Genomic DNA, 14,691 nt, shown 5'->3' with positions numbered 1-14,691 from the left:
TCCGCGCTTGTGGCTTGCTACCCAAGCAACTTTCGCTGAGTGTTCACGGCTACTAGACCACCACCAACAATGACTGCAAACACGGCCGAGAGCGGATTGAAAAATCCGACGGCTAACACGAAGAGTGCAATTCCGTTGTAGGAAAACGCGAGGATGTTGTTCTGTTTCACACGGCGACGTGCTGCACCTGCGAGGTCAAAGGCAGTTTCGACGGAACGGATGTCGTTGTCAACGATAGCAATATCAGCGGCGTCGGCGGCTAACGCCGTGCCACTACCCAACGAAATGCCGAGATCTGCGGCGGCGAGAGCCGGAGCGTCGTTGGTACCGTCCCCAACCATTGCGACCTGGCCGTCTGATTTGAGCCGGTGGATCGTCGCCGTCTTTCCTTCCGGTGGGACCGTCGCAAAGACATGCGTCACGTCCTTATGCTGCTTGAAAAAGTCCGTCGCTTCCTCGTCATCGCCGGTCAGGACAACAATATCCGTGTCTCGCGCTCCGAGACGAGAGATCGTCTCGTCCCAGCCGTCCCGTGGCTCATCACCCACGATTATCAATCCCTCTGCTGTGCCGTCACGACCGATGACGACCGGAAGCTGACCGAATCCCCGAGCATCGGCGACACGAGACCGAATGTCGTCGTCTACGGTCCATCCATGCTCTGCGAAGAGATCGAGGTTTCCGACAAGATACGAGGTTCCATCGATCACTCCTTCGATACCGGATCGGTGATTCGTGAACTCGCTTATCTTACCGGTATGATCTGTGTCGTTGGTATTACTCGCTGAGGCCGGCTCATCGAGGTCTTGATTGGCTGTATTCCCGTCAGCGAAAGCCGTTGTGATGGCGTTTGCAGCGGGGTGTGAGGCTCGTTGTTCGAGCGCTGCGACGGCGTCAAGTAGTTCCGTAGGGGCATCCGCTTCAATCACGTTCATCTCCCCGGTCGTGAGAGTCCCCGTCTTGTCGAACACGACGATGTCCACATTCCGGAGCCGTTCGAAGACCGTCTCGTCGAAGATAATGATCCCTCGACGGAGCGCACTTTCGAGACACTTGGCAACCGAGAGCGGTGTCGCAAGTCCGAGGGCCCACGGTGATCCGGTGAGGAGAACTAAGAGAGCCAAGAGAACGGCGTCTGGTACGCCCATACCGAACGCTATCGCGCCAGTACCACCGATCGCAAGAGCAGCTCCGACGACGACGAACACTGCGTACGATGCTAATTGGTCGGCGTGGCGCTGGACACCGTGAGTCGCGCTCTGAAGATCCCAGACGGCAGTCGTTATCCGATCGATACTGCTCGTCACGTCCGGACCGACACGAACCAAGGCCGCGCCATCCGTGACGATCGATCCCCCGATGACCTCGTCTCCAGCGCGTTTCATCACTGGAAGCGATTCGCCAGTCACGATCGCTTCGTCGACGGTACAGCTGTCTTCGATCAGTTCTCCGTCTACTGGCACTCGTTCACCCTGTCGAACGAGTACGACATCACCTGAATTGAGGGCTTCAACTCGAACTTCCTGAGTCCCCCCGTCCGAATCGTACGTTCGTGTGCGTTCAACCTGAGAAATTGTGAGTTCGGTGAGTCGATCAAGGGCACGCTGTTTGATCGACGACTCGTAGAACACCATCGCGGTGACTGCAGCTGTGACGACGATTGCGAGGTCGAAGAAAATATCGTTCCGGCCGAGGACGACGGCGGCTGTACTGTACGCGTACGCGCTGATCGCGGTGATAGCGACCAACAGATCGGTGTTCGGGCGTCGCATTTTGAGGCTGAGATACGCGCCGCGCAACACCGGGAGACCGGTGAAGACGAGAATGATTCCGGTCATCACGAAGTACAATCGGAGAAACACGAACGCTCCCTGGCTGTCTAGCCGGAACGCGTCTTCGAATATTTCGAGTGCTTGCCAGTCAAATATCGACGCGAGGTGAGCGGGATAGAGGATTGCGACATACGGGACGAGCAGAAACGCACCGAAGAGGAACCCGACGGAGTACCGCATTCCCAAGAGCTGGTCGTCTCGGCGTTTTCGAATGCCCCCCATCTCGCGCGCTCGGCGCGTCGTCCCACCTGTCTCCCCCACGTCTGATGAGGCATCTTCACGAAGGTATGCCGTATATCCGAGCGTGCTCAACGTGTCACGCAGCGACTCCTTCGAAATATCGCCAGGATCGTGTTCCACACGGATCGTCTCCGTGACGTAACTTGCTTCCGCACTGCTCACCCCCTCTTGTTGCTCGGCGAGAGATTCAAGGTACGCCTCACACGTCGCAGAGTACATCCCGTCGATCCGGAAAAACGTCCGAGAACTATTCTGATCGGGGAAAACCGCATCGTCTCTCTGGTTGATCCCGTTATCGGTTGATGTAGGAGCAGCACCGGGGGAACCGGAATCTCCAAGCGTCGTATACACATCGTGGCAACCACTCGAACAGAACGAACGTTCACCAACAGTTTCAGATGTAGAAGACCGTACCTCTCGACCACATAGGTGACAATTAGTAGTCATAATCCATAGCGGCGAGCCGTTCTCTCTGTCGGAGATGAAACAGACCTGAATAGAGACTGTCGTACATGTTCAATTTATTTTCCAAAGGCCTCTGGTGGTAGAGTGTCAATCACTTATGGCTCGGTATGCGGGTCGCGTTTATGTCGTTGTTGTTCTCTCGAATCGAGTCACTCATTACGGTGAATCTCGTGTCGGTCGATGGTATTCGCAGCACATAATCTCTATGTGGCTAGATGGTGCGTCTTTTCGCCGAGATCTCTATCAATTCAAGAGAAGGTTCTGATAGCCTTGCTGAATACACAGCACGACCGAAGCAGACGCTGTGAGGGATCGCGGCCAATTATCTAATCAGGATCACCATCGGTTTAGATGACGGGTAGCTATTGGGGGACAAAGATGGATTTTGTGGAGAAGTACCAATCTGTCTTCGTTCTTGTCGCCATTCTTGGCGGCCTTGCACTCGGGCAGGTGTCTGGCGTCGCCCCTCTTGCAGATCAACTCATTCTCCCGTTTCTAATGGTAATGCTGTTTGCCGCGTTCACCGGCATTCCACTCTCCCGACTCCGTTCAGCATTCGGGAACCGTCGGGTGATCGGGTCAAGTCTCCTGATCAATTTCATCTGGAGTCCTCTGTTGGCGGTGGCGCTCGGCGCGGTCTTCCTTCGAAACCACCCTGCCCTGTGGGTGGGACTTATCATGTTAATGGTGACACCGTGTACCGATTGGTATCTTATCTTCACCGATATTGCGGACGGAGACGTACCACTGGCGACCTCGATTCTTCCATACAACCTCGTTCTCCAATTAATACTCCTTCCGCTCTATCTGTACGTTTTCGCGGGTCAACTGGTTGCATTACCGGTGAATCTGTTAGTCCAAAGCGTCGTTCTCGTCCTCATCGTTCCGCTCGTTTTCGGCGGGATCACCCGAGTGGGATTGTCTCGCCAGATGGGTCAACAGTGGTTTAATCGACGGTTCCTTCCGAAGTTGAGCCCGCTTCAAATCGTCTTTTTGAGCCTCGCTATCGGTGCGATGTTCGCCTCACAGGGAAAGGTGATACTCAATAATCCTGGACTGCTCGCACTCATCGCGGTCCCTGTGGTCGTCTTCTACGCGATCAATCTCGGAATCGGATTCGGGGTCGGACGAGTGTTCTCATTCTCGTACAAGGAGATGGTCTGTTTCAACAACACGATCCTCTCACGGAACTCTCCGACAGCCCTCGCAATTGCAGTTGTCGCGTTCCCGAACGAGCCGCTCATCCCTCTAGCGCTGGTCATCGGGCCATTGTTGGAACTCCCGCTTCTCGGTATAATCGCGCAGGTTCATATTGTAATTAGAGACCGAAACTGGTGGCCGTTCGACACAACAGTACTGTTTAACAGAAATTGAGCCGATATTCGTATCAGCAGTATGCTTTTGCGGGAGTAGCACCAATATGTAGGTATGTCTGAGGGAGACTCCCGGCGGATCGCACGTGATCTCATGAGCGAACCACACGTGCGTGGCCGCCGAATCAGCGTCCGTCAGGTGTACGCCCTCGTCGAAGAACGCGGTGAGAATCCTGAGGCCGTTGCTGATCGGTACGATCTCGACGTAGCTGACGTGTATCACGCGCTGGCGTACTATCACGACCACCCACGGAAGATACGTGAGGTCGAACGGGAACGTGAGGATGCCATAGACGACTTCTGCAAGTCGATCGATCGTCCCGAAGGCGTCGATCCCGATGCCGCCTGAGATGAGCGAGTGTCGTTTTCTGCTTGACGAGAACATCGACCCGAAAACGGCGACGTATTTGGAGAAGGAAGGAATCTACGCCGAGCACGTCCGTGATGCGCTCTGGTAGGGAGCCGATGATGAAGCAGATGTCCTACCGTACGCTCTAGAACACGAACTGATCGTCGTAACGAACGATGTGAAAGATTTCGGTAGATTACCACCAGAGGCTCACGCTGGTGTCGTTCTCCTCTTCGACGATACGATGCCGGCGTATCAGGTTGCGGCTGGCCTCATTACAATGACCGACGCGTACGAGGATCGAGATTCGTTCGGTGGACGTGAGGAACTCGATCCATGGATTTGAACAGATACGTTGATTTTACGTGTTTAAGAACCTTATCTCGGTTGATATACTTTCACCGAGACTACTAGTAGAAAATCGGTAATGTTCCGGACATACATTTTGTGCATTATATATAAATAATATAGATAACATCAAGTCCAAGCCACGACTGAGTCAGATAATCACGCATTGAGCCGTCTATCGTCGTTTTTTCGGGAAATTGTTACTGATAACGAGCCTGAATGACGACTGCCGGGTGGGGCGTACTTCTGTCGCGTGTTAGTGTTCCAAAAATATGTACACATTCTCACAACGGAATTGACGCTGAAGTATGACCAACTTAGCATCATTTCACGATAATTCATGTTGAGGGACTCGCTGGCTTATGATTCGTAGATGCAACTTACAGAGTTAGGGAGATACTCAATCGGCCATTGAAATGATTACTATCAGAATGTCATGCTCATCCGTCTTAATTTATCTCGCGTAAATACTGCTCAAAATGTATTTAATCATATCTGTTAGAGATCGCAAATAAGCCACTAGATTTTAAGGAAGATGAATATGTTACTCCGTGATATATGACGAAGGCACTCAAAGCTTCAGGCTTTCTCGGACTCGCTGTGATGATGGCCGTTGGACTTCATCAATTTGTGATGCTATCTGGCGGAAACGCCGTCCCACCGTGGATGATTGGTGGACATGCACACCTCGGTGTCCTCTCCATCCTCGCTATCGTTATGGGATTCGCCGTACCCGCTCTCGAAGTCACTGGTACCCTTCGAACCGTAGTCACTATTCTATTTATCGCGGGTCAGTGGGGAATCCCCGGTATCGTTTGGCTTGGCGAAGGCTTCGGCCTTCTGTTCCTCATGCCAACTGGCTTCCTCTGGGGTGGTGCCCTTATCATCTCGATGCTGATCATGTTGTATGCAACACTATCTCAAGAAACTACCACCCAGAGCGGCCCAACCGGAACGGCACCAGCCGACGACTGAGTAACCCGATAACACTCCTTCGGTTCCCACGGAACAAATAGAGTGCCTACAGCAGTATTGAGACTGTTTTATCCGACTCTGTTAAAATACGTTGACACAAACAATCAGCTGCAGACAGAGCGTGGATACAGCACAACGGATACGTTCTACTCAGAAGTCTACGACTGAATTAGTCACGAGGTACGGCTACCGAAAATGACACCATGAAATCAAACGTCGATAGAATATATCGGCTTACGACGTAATATCCGCTCTCCGTAATAGCTGAGCGTTAACTGCGACAATCACCGTACTCGCAGACATCAATACAGCGCCGACCGCTGGAGAAAGAAGAATACCGACTGGAGCGAGCAAGCCAGCTGCGAGCGGTAAGGCGATCACGTTGTATCCCGCAGCCCAGGCGATATTTTCTTGCATCTTCCGGTAGCTCTTCCGACTCAGTTTGACGAGGCTCACCACGTCTCGTGGATCGTTCTCAACAAGCACCACATCAGCAGATTCAACAGCGACATCGGTACCGGATCCGATTGCAATCCCCACGTCAGAACGAGTCAAGGCAGGAGCATCGTTCACACCGTCCCCGACCATCGCAACGAGATCCCCCTGCTCCTGCAATTCGACAATTTTCTTGTCTTTGTCCTCTGGCAGGACTTCAGCGAAGTACGTATCGATCCCCAGTTCCTCTGACACCGCGCGAGCGACATCCTCTGAATCACCCGTTAGCATCGCTACTTCGACGCCCATCCGGTGAAGCGTCTCGATCGCCTCGAAGCTCTCGTCTCGAACTACGTCCGCGAGCGCGACTGCACCGATCGCTTCGCCGTCGAGAAGCAGGTATACGACACCCTGGCCCCGCGATCCGGCCAGGTCAGCGAACTCACCGAGTTGCTCGTCCACGTCGACACCCAGATGACGGAGTAGGTTCGGACCGCCGACATAGACTGTTTCGTGTTCCGTGGATGCCCGTTCACCACCGGCTGACACGACTGATGCGACATCGACCGTTGCGCGGACGCCACGCCCTTCAAGCGCCTCGAATTTACGTGCCGAGGGAACCGACAGGCCACGGTCCGTGGCTTCCGTACGAATCGCTTCTGCGATCATGTGTTCGGAGTCGGCTTCAACCGAAGCCATCAGGGCGAGTACATCCTCTTCATCCCACTCCTCAGCTGTGGCGACTTCCACGACGCCCTGTTCACCTTTCGTGAGCGTCCCGGTCTTATCGAAGACGATCGTATCCAGATTCCGAGCGTCTTCCATCGCTATCCGGTCCCGAATGAGCATCCCGTTCCGTGCCGCCATCGACGTATTAATAGCGACCACAAGCGGGACGGCGAGCCCCAACGCGTGTGGACAGGCGATGACGAGCACCGTGACGACGCGTTCAACGACTGGAAAGCCGAAGCCGACAGCAACGGTCCACGCGAGAGCAGTGATCCCGGCGACGCCCAGCGCCGCATAGAAGAGCCATCCGGCCGCCCGATCAGCGAGTACCTGTGTCCGGGATTTACTTTGCTGGGCTTCTTCAACCAACCGCATAATCCCCGAGAGTGCGGTCTCATCGCCGGTAGCACTCACGCGAATCCGGAGACTTCCATCCGTATTCGTCGTCCCGCCGATGACTTCGTCGCCGGGCTCCTTCGAGACTGGTCTAGATTCGCCGGTGAGCATCGCCTCGTTGACGTTCGACTCGCCGTCCTCAACAACACCATCCGCTGGAATGTTCGAACCCGGTCGAACGAGCACGAGATCACCTTCTGTCAGATCCGAAAGCGGGACCTCTTCCGTGTCTCCGGTGTCGGTGATGCGCTCGGCCGTGTTTGGCATCAGGTCAGCGAGTTGATCGAGCGCACCCGATGCACGACGGACGCTCCGCATCTCGATCCAGTGCCCCAATAGGAAGATGACGATCAACGTCACTAATTCCCAGAAGAATGGTTCTCCGAGTCCGAAGACGACTGCAGCGAGGCTATAGACGAATGCGACCGTAATCGCCAACGAGATAAGCAGCATCATCCCAGGTTCTCGGTTTCGTGCTTCGACAGCACCCATCCGTAGGAACGGAATCCCCCCGTACGCGAAAACAATCAATCCGAAAACGGGGGCGACGAATTCGCTGCCGGGAAACGTGATGGCCGTGAAGCCAAGCCACTCCTGAAGCATCGCGCTGTAGTAGAGCACGGGGAGCGCGAGGACGAGACAGATGATAAACCGCCGTTTGAACATCGCTTCGTGACCGGAATGATCGACCATCCCACCGTGTTCGTGACCGTGATCCGCGTGGTCGTGCGCTTCAGTGGCGGGTGAGGTACGTTCGGCGTCGGCTCGATAACAGTCACAGACACGACAGCACGGACAGTCCTGATCAGTCGGGGTACTCGTCTCAACGTCGACGGGGGCATCCCCATGGTCGTCGTGGTGATGATGGTCTTGATCCGACATCAGCGCGATTACTCCTCACGTCGGAGACGCTCTCGACGTTGTTCGAATTCTTCATCGGAGAGGTCACCCCGGGCATATGAGGCCCGGAGTTCCTCGATTGCAGGATCTGCACCAGCAGCCGCGGAGTTCCGAACGCCAGTATAGGCGAAGTAGCCGATACCGCCGATAACGAGCAGTACCACGAGCCACATACCTAGCCACATCCCAGTTCCGCCAGTAGTGCCCCACATCCCACCGTCCATATGGCCCCAGCCCCACATTCCCATCATCGGCATCATCACCGCCATCAGGAGTGCAGGCAGGAGAACGATCACGGCGATGATGATCAGCAGCGTTCGTGTAAGCGCGTCATTTGTTGTCATAATATATGTCTTGTGAAGAGGTATTTGTTCGTTGGGGCGATCAGGAAGTCGCCTCGTAGCCTGCCTCGTCAACGGCCGCGACGAGATCACTGACATCTGCATCGCCCTCGATAGTCGCGGTGTCGGATTCTCGGTCCGCAGCCGCTGATTCCACGCCCAATACGTCGTTCAGTGCATCTTCGACGGTCTGTTCACATCCCTCACAGGACATTCCGCGAACAGTAATCGTGTCGGTCATACGGGTAAACATACGCGTTACAGTACTTTGCTGGTTTCTCTTTTGAATCTAAAGCATCAGCGTCCGGACTATAAACCAACGAATCTCACAAATTCACGGAGTGTGGTTTGAACTACTGGGATTTCTGAGCTCTAAACAGCTGATTATTGAACTCTAACCTTCGAATCAATAGTCTGGGTTCCGATAGTCCTTGTTTTTCAAAGAACAATCGCAAAAGCCGATGCGTGCAATTAGTCACATATGGTGGTCGCTCTCGCTGACAGTGTCTTCGAAGCGCTCCGTATCGGCATCGGGTTTCTCTGGACGGCAGCGTGGGCTATCATTATGGGACTGTTTGTCACGAGCCTCGTTCAAGTGTACGTATCGAAAGAACGGATGGCGGACGTGCTGGGAGAGGGAGATCTACGCGGCCTTACCAAAGCGACTGTGTTCGGAGCTGCAAGCAGCGGCTGTAGTTTCGGAGCCGTCGCAATCGGCAAGGGACTCTTCAAAAAAGGTGCACACGCTGTCAATTTCCTCGCATTCATGTTCGCCTCGACGAACCTCATCGTCGAACTTGGATTGATGATCTGGATCCTGCTCGGCTGGGAGTTCCTTGTCGCGGAGTTGTTGGGTGGGCTCATCCTCATCGTCGTGATGGCGGGGATCGTCCACGTGACGCTCCCCGAGAATCTCTTCGATCGGGTTCGAGACGAAATCACTCGACACGATCACGAAGCAGGTATCACGGAAGATCCGACCTGTGGCATGGAAGGCAGAGCGGAGTACACACTCACGACCGACGGTGGAGAGACGGTACAGTTCTGCTCGAAAGGCTGTATGGAGACCTATCAGCAGGAACTAGCGAGCCGTGGTGGTTGGCGAGAGGAACTCCTGTCGTGGGGCGGATGGTACAAGCTCGGAAATCAGTATCGAAAGGAGTGGTCGATGATCTGGAAGGACGTTGTCGCCGGCTTCCTGATTTCGGGGTTCGTCATAGTATTCGTTCCACAGTGGATCTGGAACACGCTCTTTCTGCAAGGCGATAGCCTGTTCGTGACCGCGCAAAACGCGGTTGTGGGTGTGGCCATTGCGGTCATCAGCTTCGTCGGCAGTATGGGAAATGTTCCGTTCGCCGTTGCGCTGTGGGGCGGCGGCATCAGCTTTGCGGGAGTCATCGCCTTCGTGTACGCTGACCTGATCACGATCCCCGTGCTGAACGTCTATCGGAAGTACTACGGCTGGAAAATCATGCTGTATATTCTGGGCGTGTTCTTCGTGACGATGGCCTTTACAGGATTTTTGATGGAGTTAATCTTCGACGCGTTTGGCATCATTCCGAATCTGGCGAGTGGGCAAACGGCAACCGAGCGGACGTACTTCGAACTCAATTATACATTCTATCTCAACGGTATCGCATTTGCAGTTTCAGGATTCTTGCTGTATGTCTACTCTCGTGGGCTCGGAGCTCCAGGCCAGTACCGTGATCCCGTCTGTGGAATGCGAACGGACGACAGCGAACCATCAACAACGTATGGTGATGAGACGTATTATTTCTGCTCTGATTACTGTAAGCAGACGTTCGAAGGGGAGCCCGAAAGATTCGCAGATAGCTCCCCAATGGTTGACGCTCACGGTCATGACCACTAACACAGTTTCGACATAGTTCATAGAAGATTTCATAGAACTATTCACAAGGAGTTCCTTACATTCATGGTTCGTTGAATCAGCCGTATTGTAGAGTGTGCATATTGACCGGGGCTGTTATTTAATGGGGCACAGTATTCGTGATTATGCGAGCAGCTCGATTCGTGACGCTCTGTTTCATATACAGCGGATTAGTTTTTCTCGCGCAGTATGTGACAATTTACGGCGTTTCGTTCGAACTAGCAGGTCTCGCCCAACTCGGGGTCGGACTCTCTATTTTAGGTGCCGGACTTCTCAGACTGAAAAGGCCCGAAGAGGAAGCCCAGAATCCAGCAGAGTACGGACTTTTTACCTATGGAATGACAGCACTTTCGCTGTTCATCACGGTCATCTTCCTCGGACAACTCCTACTATTATGATCGATGACTTGTCGCAGATCGCTTTCCTCAATTAAACGGTCTATCCCCTGTATTGACCGAATCGACTCATCCTTAGCAGATCGCCGTACAAGACTCGCGCCCTCTATTCAGCACAGTCCCAACAAACTATCAGCGACAGAAGATTTCAACAGAGCCTTCTGTTCCTATACCTCTTTGACCAGGTGAGTCAGGAGATATATTATCAAGGCTAATCGTTTTCCAAATTTATTTTTTAATAAAGAACAGTCATCTAACTGGCCTAATCAAAACGGCCCCCGGCGGTCCAGCGCCGGGAACCTGAGGCTGCCAATATGATGACAGCGACTACACGTAACTCGTGGGATAGTCATAACTCTATCCCACTATCCATCGATGAATCGATCACAGCCATCCAGAACAGTCGACGGAGACTGGTTTTGTTGTTCCTCGATGAGTTGGAAACACCGATCGGTGTGGATGAGCTTGCCGAAGCGATCACGGTACTAGAGACCGGGAAGAAGCGATACGAGTTGGGCGCACAAGATCGCAAGAGCGTCTACGTCGCTCTAATCCAAGTGCACTTGGACACGCTTGATGACCTCGGCGCAGTTGTTTATGATGATCAGTCCAAGCGAGTGTGGCCGACCGGTGCGACTGCTCCACTTGTCTCAATTATTAGGTACCTGCAGTCGGTCTGTGACGCCGATAGTTAATAGATGGAAAAACTGCTCTGTGCCGAGTCTCCTTTGATATAGACTTCCAACCAAGGATTATTGATTTTCGTAGACCGCTGCGTCACGAAAGTGGATCTTCGTATAATACAGATTGGGGAATCCAGTACTCTCCGATTAGTAGTATATAAAGCCTTCTCAGAAAACCGCCTTTCGCCCTGAAGAGGACGAACTTTTCAAGTTTCTCCCCGAGCGTGATGTCCGATAATCACACAGGCGCTGAGAGGTATCGCTTCGAAGGCAATATAAGATGTGCAGCGTGGTCGGTATTATCTCATCACCACGCGTGCGGTGAGCGAGAGCAGATCGACCTGCATCGTGGAACAATAGACTACGCACGTCGGGACTACAGCAGCTACGGGGGACGGTGAAATGAGGTTCGATATAATCCCTGACTTAAATACTCTATATACATCTGAACTTAAAGGCTATATCTACGCGGGTATACCTGCGTTGATTATCTCCTTTTTATGTGTTGTATATGCAATTGGGGGTTTCAAGGATTTATACGCCATAATCCCGGAAGATCTGTACTACCCGCATATCTGGTTCATCTTACAATTTCTCGCAATCGGCCTCATCGCTCCAGACGAGTTTGATGGTACCCGGTTCGTAATCCTGGGTCGAGTTTCAACCAAAGATCAGCTACCGAATGCCGACTTCGAGAACCGTCTCCAACCCATCCGTGACCACGCACGAAACGAGCGAAACGGAACTGTGGTGAAAGAATTCACTGGATCAGAATCCGGAGCAACGATGGATCGAGAAAGCTTGGACGAAATCTTGGAGATGGCCGAAGCAGATAAATTCGATGTTTTAGCGGTCCGGGACTTGGATAGATTATCCCGTGCTGAGCCTTGGGATACTATCGGCTATTTACTAAAACTCCGAGAAACAGGGGTTAACCTCTACGAACATCCTGAACAGTATTACGCATGGGATGATCTGAATGACTTCCAACGTCTCTCCCAAGGAATGTTCTTCTCTCGTGAATGGTATCGGAGAATCTCAGAAGGTAGACGAGCTGGAGTCTTCAAACAACTCGAAAAAGGTAGATGGCCGCTACAGACGCATTTTGGCTACGAAAAAGACGATGACCGAGATGACGGTGATAGGAATATCTACATAGATGAATCGAAAGCAGAGATACTGTACCGGATATTCGAGATCTATGAGAGGACACATAACATCGCTCAGACGCAAAGGGAAATCAACGATCGATTCGAAGATCAACTGAATAATGGACTGACCTACAGTAGGATTCAGACAGTCCTCTCAAGTAGACTCTGTATCGGCCAATTGACGTATGAGGGGGTAACCAAACGAGAGATTCCAGACCTAGTGGCCGTACCGGAAGAAATGTACGAAAACGTTCAGTCAATTCTGGAAAGTACCTCAAGAAACGATGCCGGTAAAATACCGGAACCAATCGTAGACGCTACGACAACGTTTGGTATCGAATACGTACAATCCATCTTAGAACAGATCTCTTTCCGGCGCTGCAAACGGTGCGGTAGTCAACTCAAACCCTATTCAAAGACCGAAATATTCGGGATTCCTGTTGAGAAGGTTCGCTGTGAGAGCTGCGATTATGACGGACCGCTGCTGTCCGCGAAAGAATTCAGGGAGATTCACCAGACTGCTCCACTTAGTTGCCCGTTCTGTTATCAGGCTGGTGATTTCGAAGTTGAAAAATCGCAACACGGATTGGACATGACTAAATACGAATGTGGTAACTGTAGTCGCCAATTCCACACTCCGGTGGGACCCGGAAAAATTAAGCGCTATCTGAATAATCCGGACCTCGGTGTTGAACTCGGTGGAGAGACAGAGCAGGAGCAAGACCAAAACTCGTCCAACGGACAGAGCCAGTCTGAAAAACAGCTAACTTTGTCGGAATTATAATTGAGCGGTACTCATTACTATTTGAATTCTGTGGAATGTCGCCAAACGGTCTCTTTGCTAACGCCTGCTGCTTTTCCTGCTGTTTGGAGTGTTAGTGAATCCGAGTCCTGAGTCGCTGTGTACAACGCAGCTGCTGCGATTGCAGCCGGATTACCACCCGTAGTTTCAGTGTCCCGGAGTATCTCAAAAGCCTCTCTTTCGACATGATTAGGGAGTTCAAATTGGCTATTCAAATGAGGGACATACTCTTTCGGACCTGGTGGATTTATTTGTAAATCAAGTTCACGCGTTATCATACTAGATGCGTTCCGGACCTTCCTTTCACCTACCTTCGCAGCATCAGCGATACTATGACTCGGTCTGGGCTGTCCAGATTTGCGGCAAGTCGTATATACCACCCCTGCAATCACCGACTCCAACTCTCGCCCATGCATAAGGTTCTGGTCCCACACTTCAACCGCAAGCTCAACCGCGGTCTCCCGTTCCTCTGATTGAAGCGACAGGCGATTAGCTAGATCATCAGTCCAAGAAAGAATTCGTACCAGTTGTTGGTCTGAAGCATCTCGGATTGTGACCTCATCCCGCCAGTCAGATCTAGTTGCGCTTTCGGGCTCACTTTGCACTCCAATTTTACCACTCCTGATCGGATTGTCTGCCCACTCACTACCATCATAGACGAGCCCACAACCTCGACATATTCCCCCTGGGATGTCTCTATCCGTATCAAGAGTCTCAGAACCGCAGGCTGGACACTGCTTGATCGACTCTTCCGAGGACATCACTGATCAAACCCATTGTACTGCTTGTATTGCTCAAGGATCCGTTTCGATTTACTCTCCTTCCGTTCTGCTTCCATTTCTCGGCTCTGGAATCTAAACCGCGTATCTTCTACCTGCTCGAATAGCTCATCGGAAACGATTCTGTATTCTTCAACGTGTTCTTCGTATCCTGCAACACAGTATTCTCCAGTGTAGAGTTCATTGCTTACCACCTTCTTCACCGATTGTGTGCACCATTCCTCACCAGACTTCGTCCGGATACCATCCTCGTTCAGCAGAAACGCTACTTGCGGCATCGACCGCTCACGTACATACATTTTGTAGATTCGACGTACTAGGTCTGCCTCGCTCTCATTGACTTGGAGTCGCCCGTCATCTAACATATCATATCCTAGTGGCGGTTGGTTGTTCGGCCACTTGTGATCTTTAGCCAAGCCGTACATCCCCATCTGAACCCGTTGACTCGTCAAGTCGCTTTCCAACTCCGCTGCTGATGCCAAATTTCGGAAATTAAATCGTCCTACTGGCGTAGTCGTGTCCAGATGTTCAGTCGCCTGTGTTTAATCACTAGCGGGCGGGGGATCACGTCGTGAGATCAAAGGCGTTGAAGCGGGAGAGTAGTGATTGT

At 52.3% G+C, this 14,691-nt stretch carries 13 protein-coding genes and 1 pseudogene; 8 read left to right on the top strand and 6 right to left on the bottom strand.

What is annotated here, in order from left to right:
- Positions 1 to 17 precede the first annotated feature (17 nt).
- The gene (locus KM295_RS12350; protein ID WP_272494400.1) at positions 18 to 2,519 is read right to left on the bottom strand and encodes a heavy metal translocating P-type ATPase; all 2,502 of its coding nucleotides are present in this window, start codon (positions 2,517 to 2,519) and stop codon (positions 18 to 20) included.
- 396 nt (positions 2,520 to 2,915) lie between these two features.
- Here KM295_RS12350 and KM295_RS12345 point away from each other — a divergent pair, with 396 nt between their 5' ends.
- The 4 genes and pseudogenes from KM295_RS12345 to KM295_RS12335 all read left to right on the top strand — a co-directional run bounded on the left by KM295_RS12345 (position 2,916) and on the right by KM295_RS12335 (position 5,582).
- Positions 2,916 to 3,911 carry an arsenic resistance protein gene (locus tag KM295_RS12345; RefSeq protein WP_418904797.1) on the top strand — a complete coding sequence of 332 codons (996 nt, stop codon included), beginning with the start codon at positions 2,916 to 2,918 and terminating at the stop codon, positions 3,909 to 3,911.
- A gap of 54 nt (positions 3,912 to 3,965) precedes the next feature.
- On the top strand, positions 3,966 to 4,259 hold the full coding sequence (locus KM295_RS12340) for a DUF433 domain-containing protein (RefSeq protein ID WP_256030258.1): 294 nt from the start codon (positions 3,966 to 3,968) through the stop codon (positions 4,257 to 4,259).
- Positions 4,260 to 4,392: 133 nt separating this feature from the next.
- A pseudogene (locus KM295_RS17105) lies at positions 4,393 to 4,605 on the top strand (hypothetical protein); the annotation flags it as partial.
- A 560-nt stretch (positions 4,606 to 5,165) separates the two neighbouring features.
- On the top strand, positions 5,166 to 5,582 hold the full coding sequence (locus tag KM295_RS12335; RefSeq protein WP_256030257.1) for a DUF8059 family membrane protein: 417 nt from the start codon (positions 5,166 to 5,168) through the stop codon (positions 5,580 to 5,582).
- A gap of 234 nt (positions 5,583 to 5,816) precedes the next feature.
- Here KM295_RS12335 and KM295_RS12330 read toward each other — a convergent pair whose 3' ends face one another.
- From KM295_RS12330 to KM295_RS12320, 3 genes are read right to left on the bottom strand one after another with little or no spacing between them, the layout of a single operon-like run.
- A complete protein-coding gene (locus KM295_RS12330) occupies positions 5,817 to 8,024 on the bottom strand; it encodes a heavy metal translocating P-type ATPase (RefSeq protein ID WP_418904795.1) in 2,208 nt (735 codons plus the stop codon).
- An 8-nt stretch (positions 8,025 to 8,032) separates the two neighbouring features.
- Positions 8,033 to 8,386, bottom strand: coding sequence for an SHOCT domain-containing protein (locus KM295_RS12325; RefSeq protein ID WP_256030256.1), 354 nt, complete (start codon positions 8,384 to 8,386; stop codon positions 8,033 to 8,035).
- Positions 8,387 to 8,426: 40 nt separating this feature from the next.
- Positions 8,427 to 8,624 carry a heavy-metal-associated domain-containing protein gene (locus KM295_RS12320; protein WP_256030255.1) on the bottom strand — a complete coding sequence of 66 codons (198 nt, stop codon included), beginning with the start codon at positions 8,622 to 8,624 and terminating at the stop codon, positions 8,427 to 8,429.
- Positions 8,625 to 8,864: 240 nt separating this feature from the next.
- Here KM295_RS12320 and KM295_RS12315 point away from each other — a divergent pair, with 240 nt between their 5' ends.
- The 4 genes from KM295_RS12315 to KM295_RS12300 all read left to right on the top strand — a co-directional run bounded on the left by KM295_RS12315 (position 8,865) and on the right by KM295_RS12300 (position 13,284).
- Entirely contained in the window at positions 8,865 to 10,253 is a 1,389-nt protein-coding gene (locus KM295_RS12315) for a permease (RefSeq protein ID WP_256030254.1), read from the top strand.
- A 143-nt stretch (positions 10,254 to 10,396) separates the two neighbouring features.
- The gene (locus tag KM295_RS12310; RefSeq protein ID WP_256030253.1) at positions 10,397 to 10,669 is read left to right on the top strand and encodes a hypothetical protein; all 273 of its coding nucleotides are present in this window, start codon (positions 10,397 to 10,399) and stop codon (positions 10,667 to 10,669) included.
- A gap of 311 nt (positions 10,670 to 10,980) precedes the next feature.
- The gene (locus KM295_RS12305; RefSeq protein WP_418904794.1) at positions 10,981 to 11,361 is read left to right on the top strand and encodes a DUF7344 domain-containing protein; all 381 of its coding nucleotides are present in this window, start codon (positions 10,981 to 10,983) and stop codon (positions 11,359 to 11,361) included.
- 390 nt (positions 11,362 to 11,751) lie between these two features.
- On the top strand, positions 11,752 to 13,284 hold the full coding sequence (locus tag KM295_RS12300; RefSeq protein ID WP_256030251.1) for a recombinase family protein: 1,533 nt from the start codon (positions 11,752 to 11,754) through the stop codon (positions 13,282 to 13,284).
- A 17-nt stretch (positions 13,285 to 13,301) separates the two neighbouring features.
- Here KM295_RS12300 and KM295_RS17100 read toward each other — a convergent pair whose 3' ends face one another.
- Together KM295_RS17100 and KM295_RS12295 are read right to left on the bottom strand one after the other, a co-directional pair.
- Entirely contained in the window at positions 13,302 to 14,063 is a 762-nt protein-coding gene (locus tag KM295_RS17100; RefSeq protein WP_418904793.1) for a transcription initiation factor IIB family protein, read from the bottom strand.
- A complete protein-coding gene (locus KM295_RS12295; RefSeq protein WP_256030280.1) occupies positions 14,063 to 14,446 on the bottom strand; it encodes a recombinase family protein in 384 nt (127 codons plus the stop codon). Before KM295_RS12295 ends, KM295_RS17100 begins: the two co-directional genes overlap by 1 nt.
- Positions 14,447 to 14,691 lie beyond the last annotated feature (245 nt).

The sequence above is a fragment of the Natronomonas aquatica genome, assembly GCF_024449025.1.
Lineage (GTDB): Archaea > Halobacteriota > Halobacteria > Halobacteriales > Haloarculaceae > Natronomonas > Natronomonas aquatica.
This window is presented reverse-complemented; position numbering and strand designations above follow the sequence as displayed.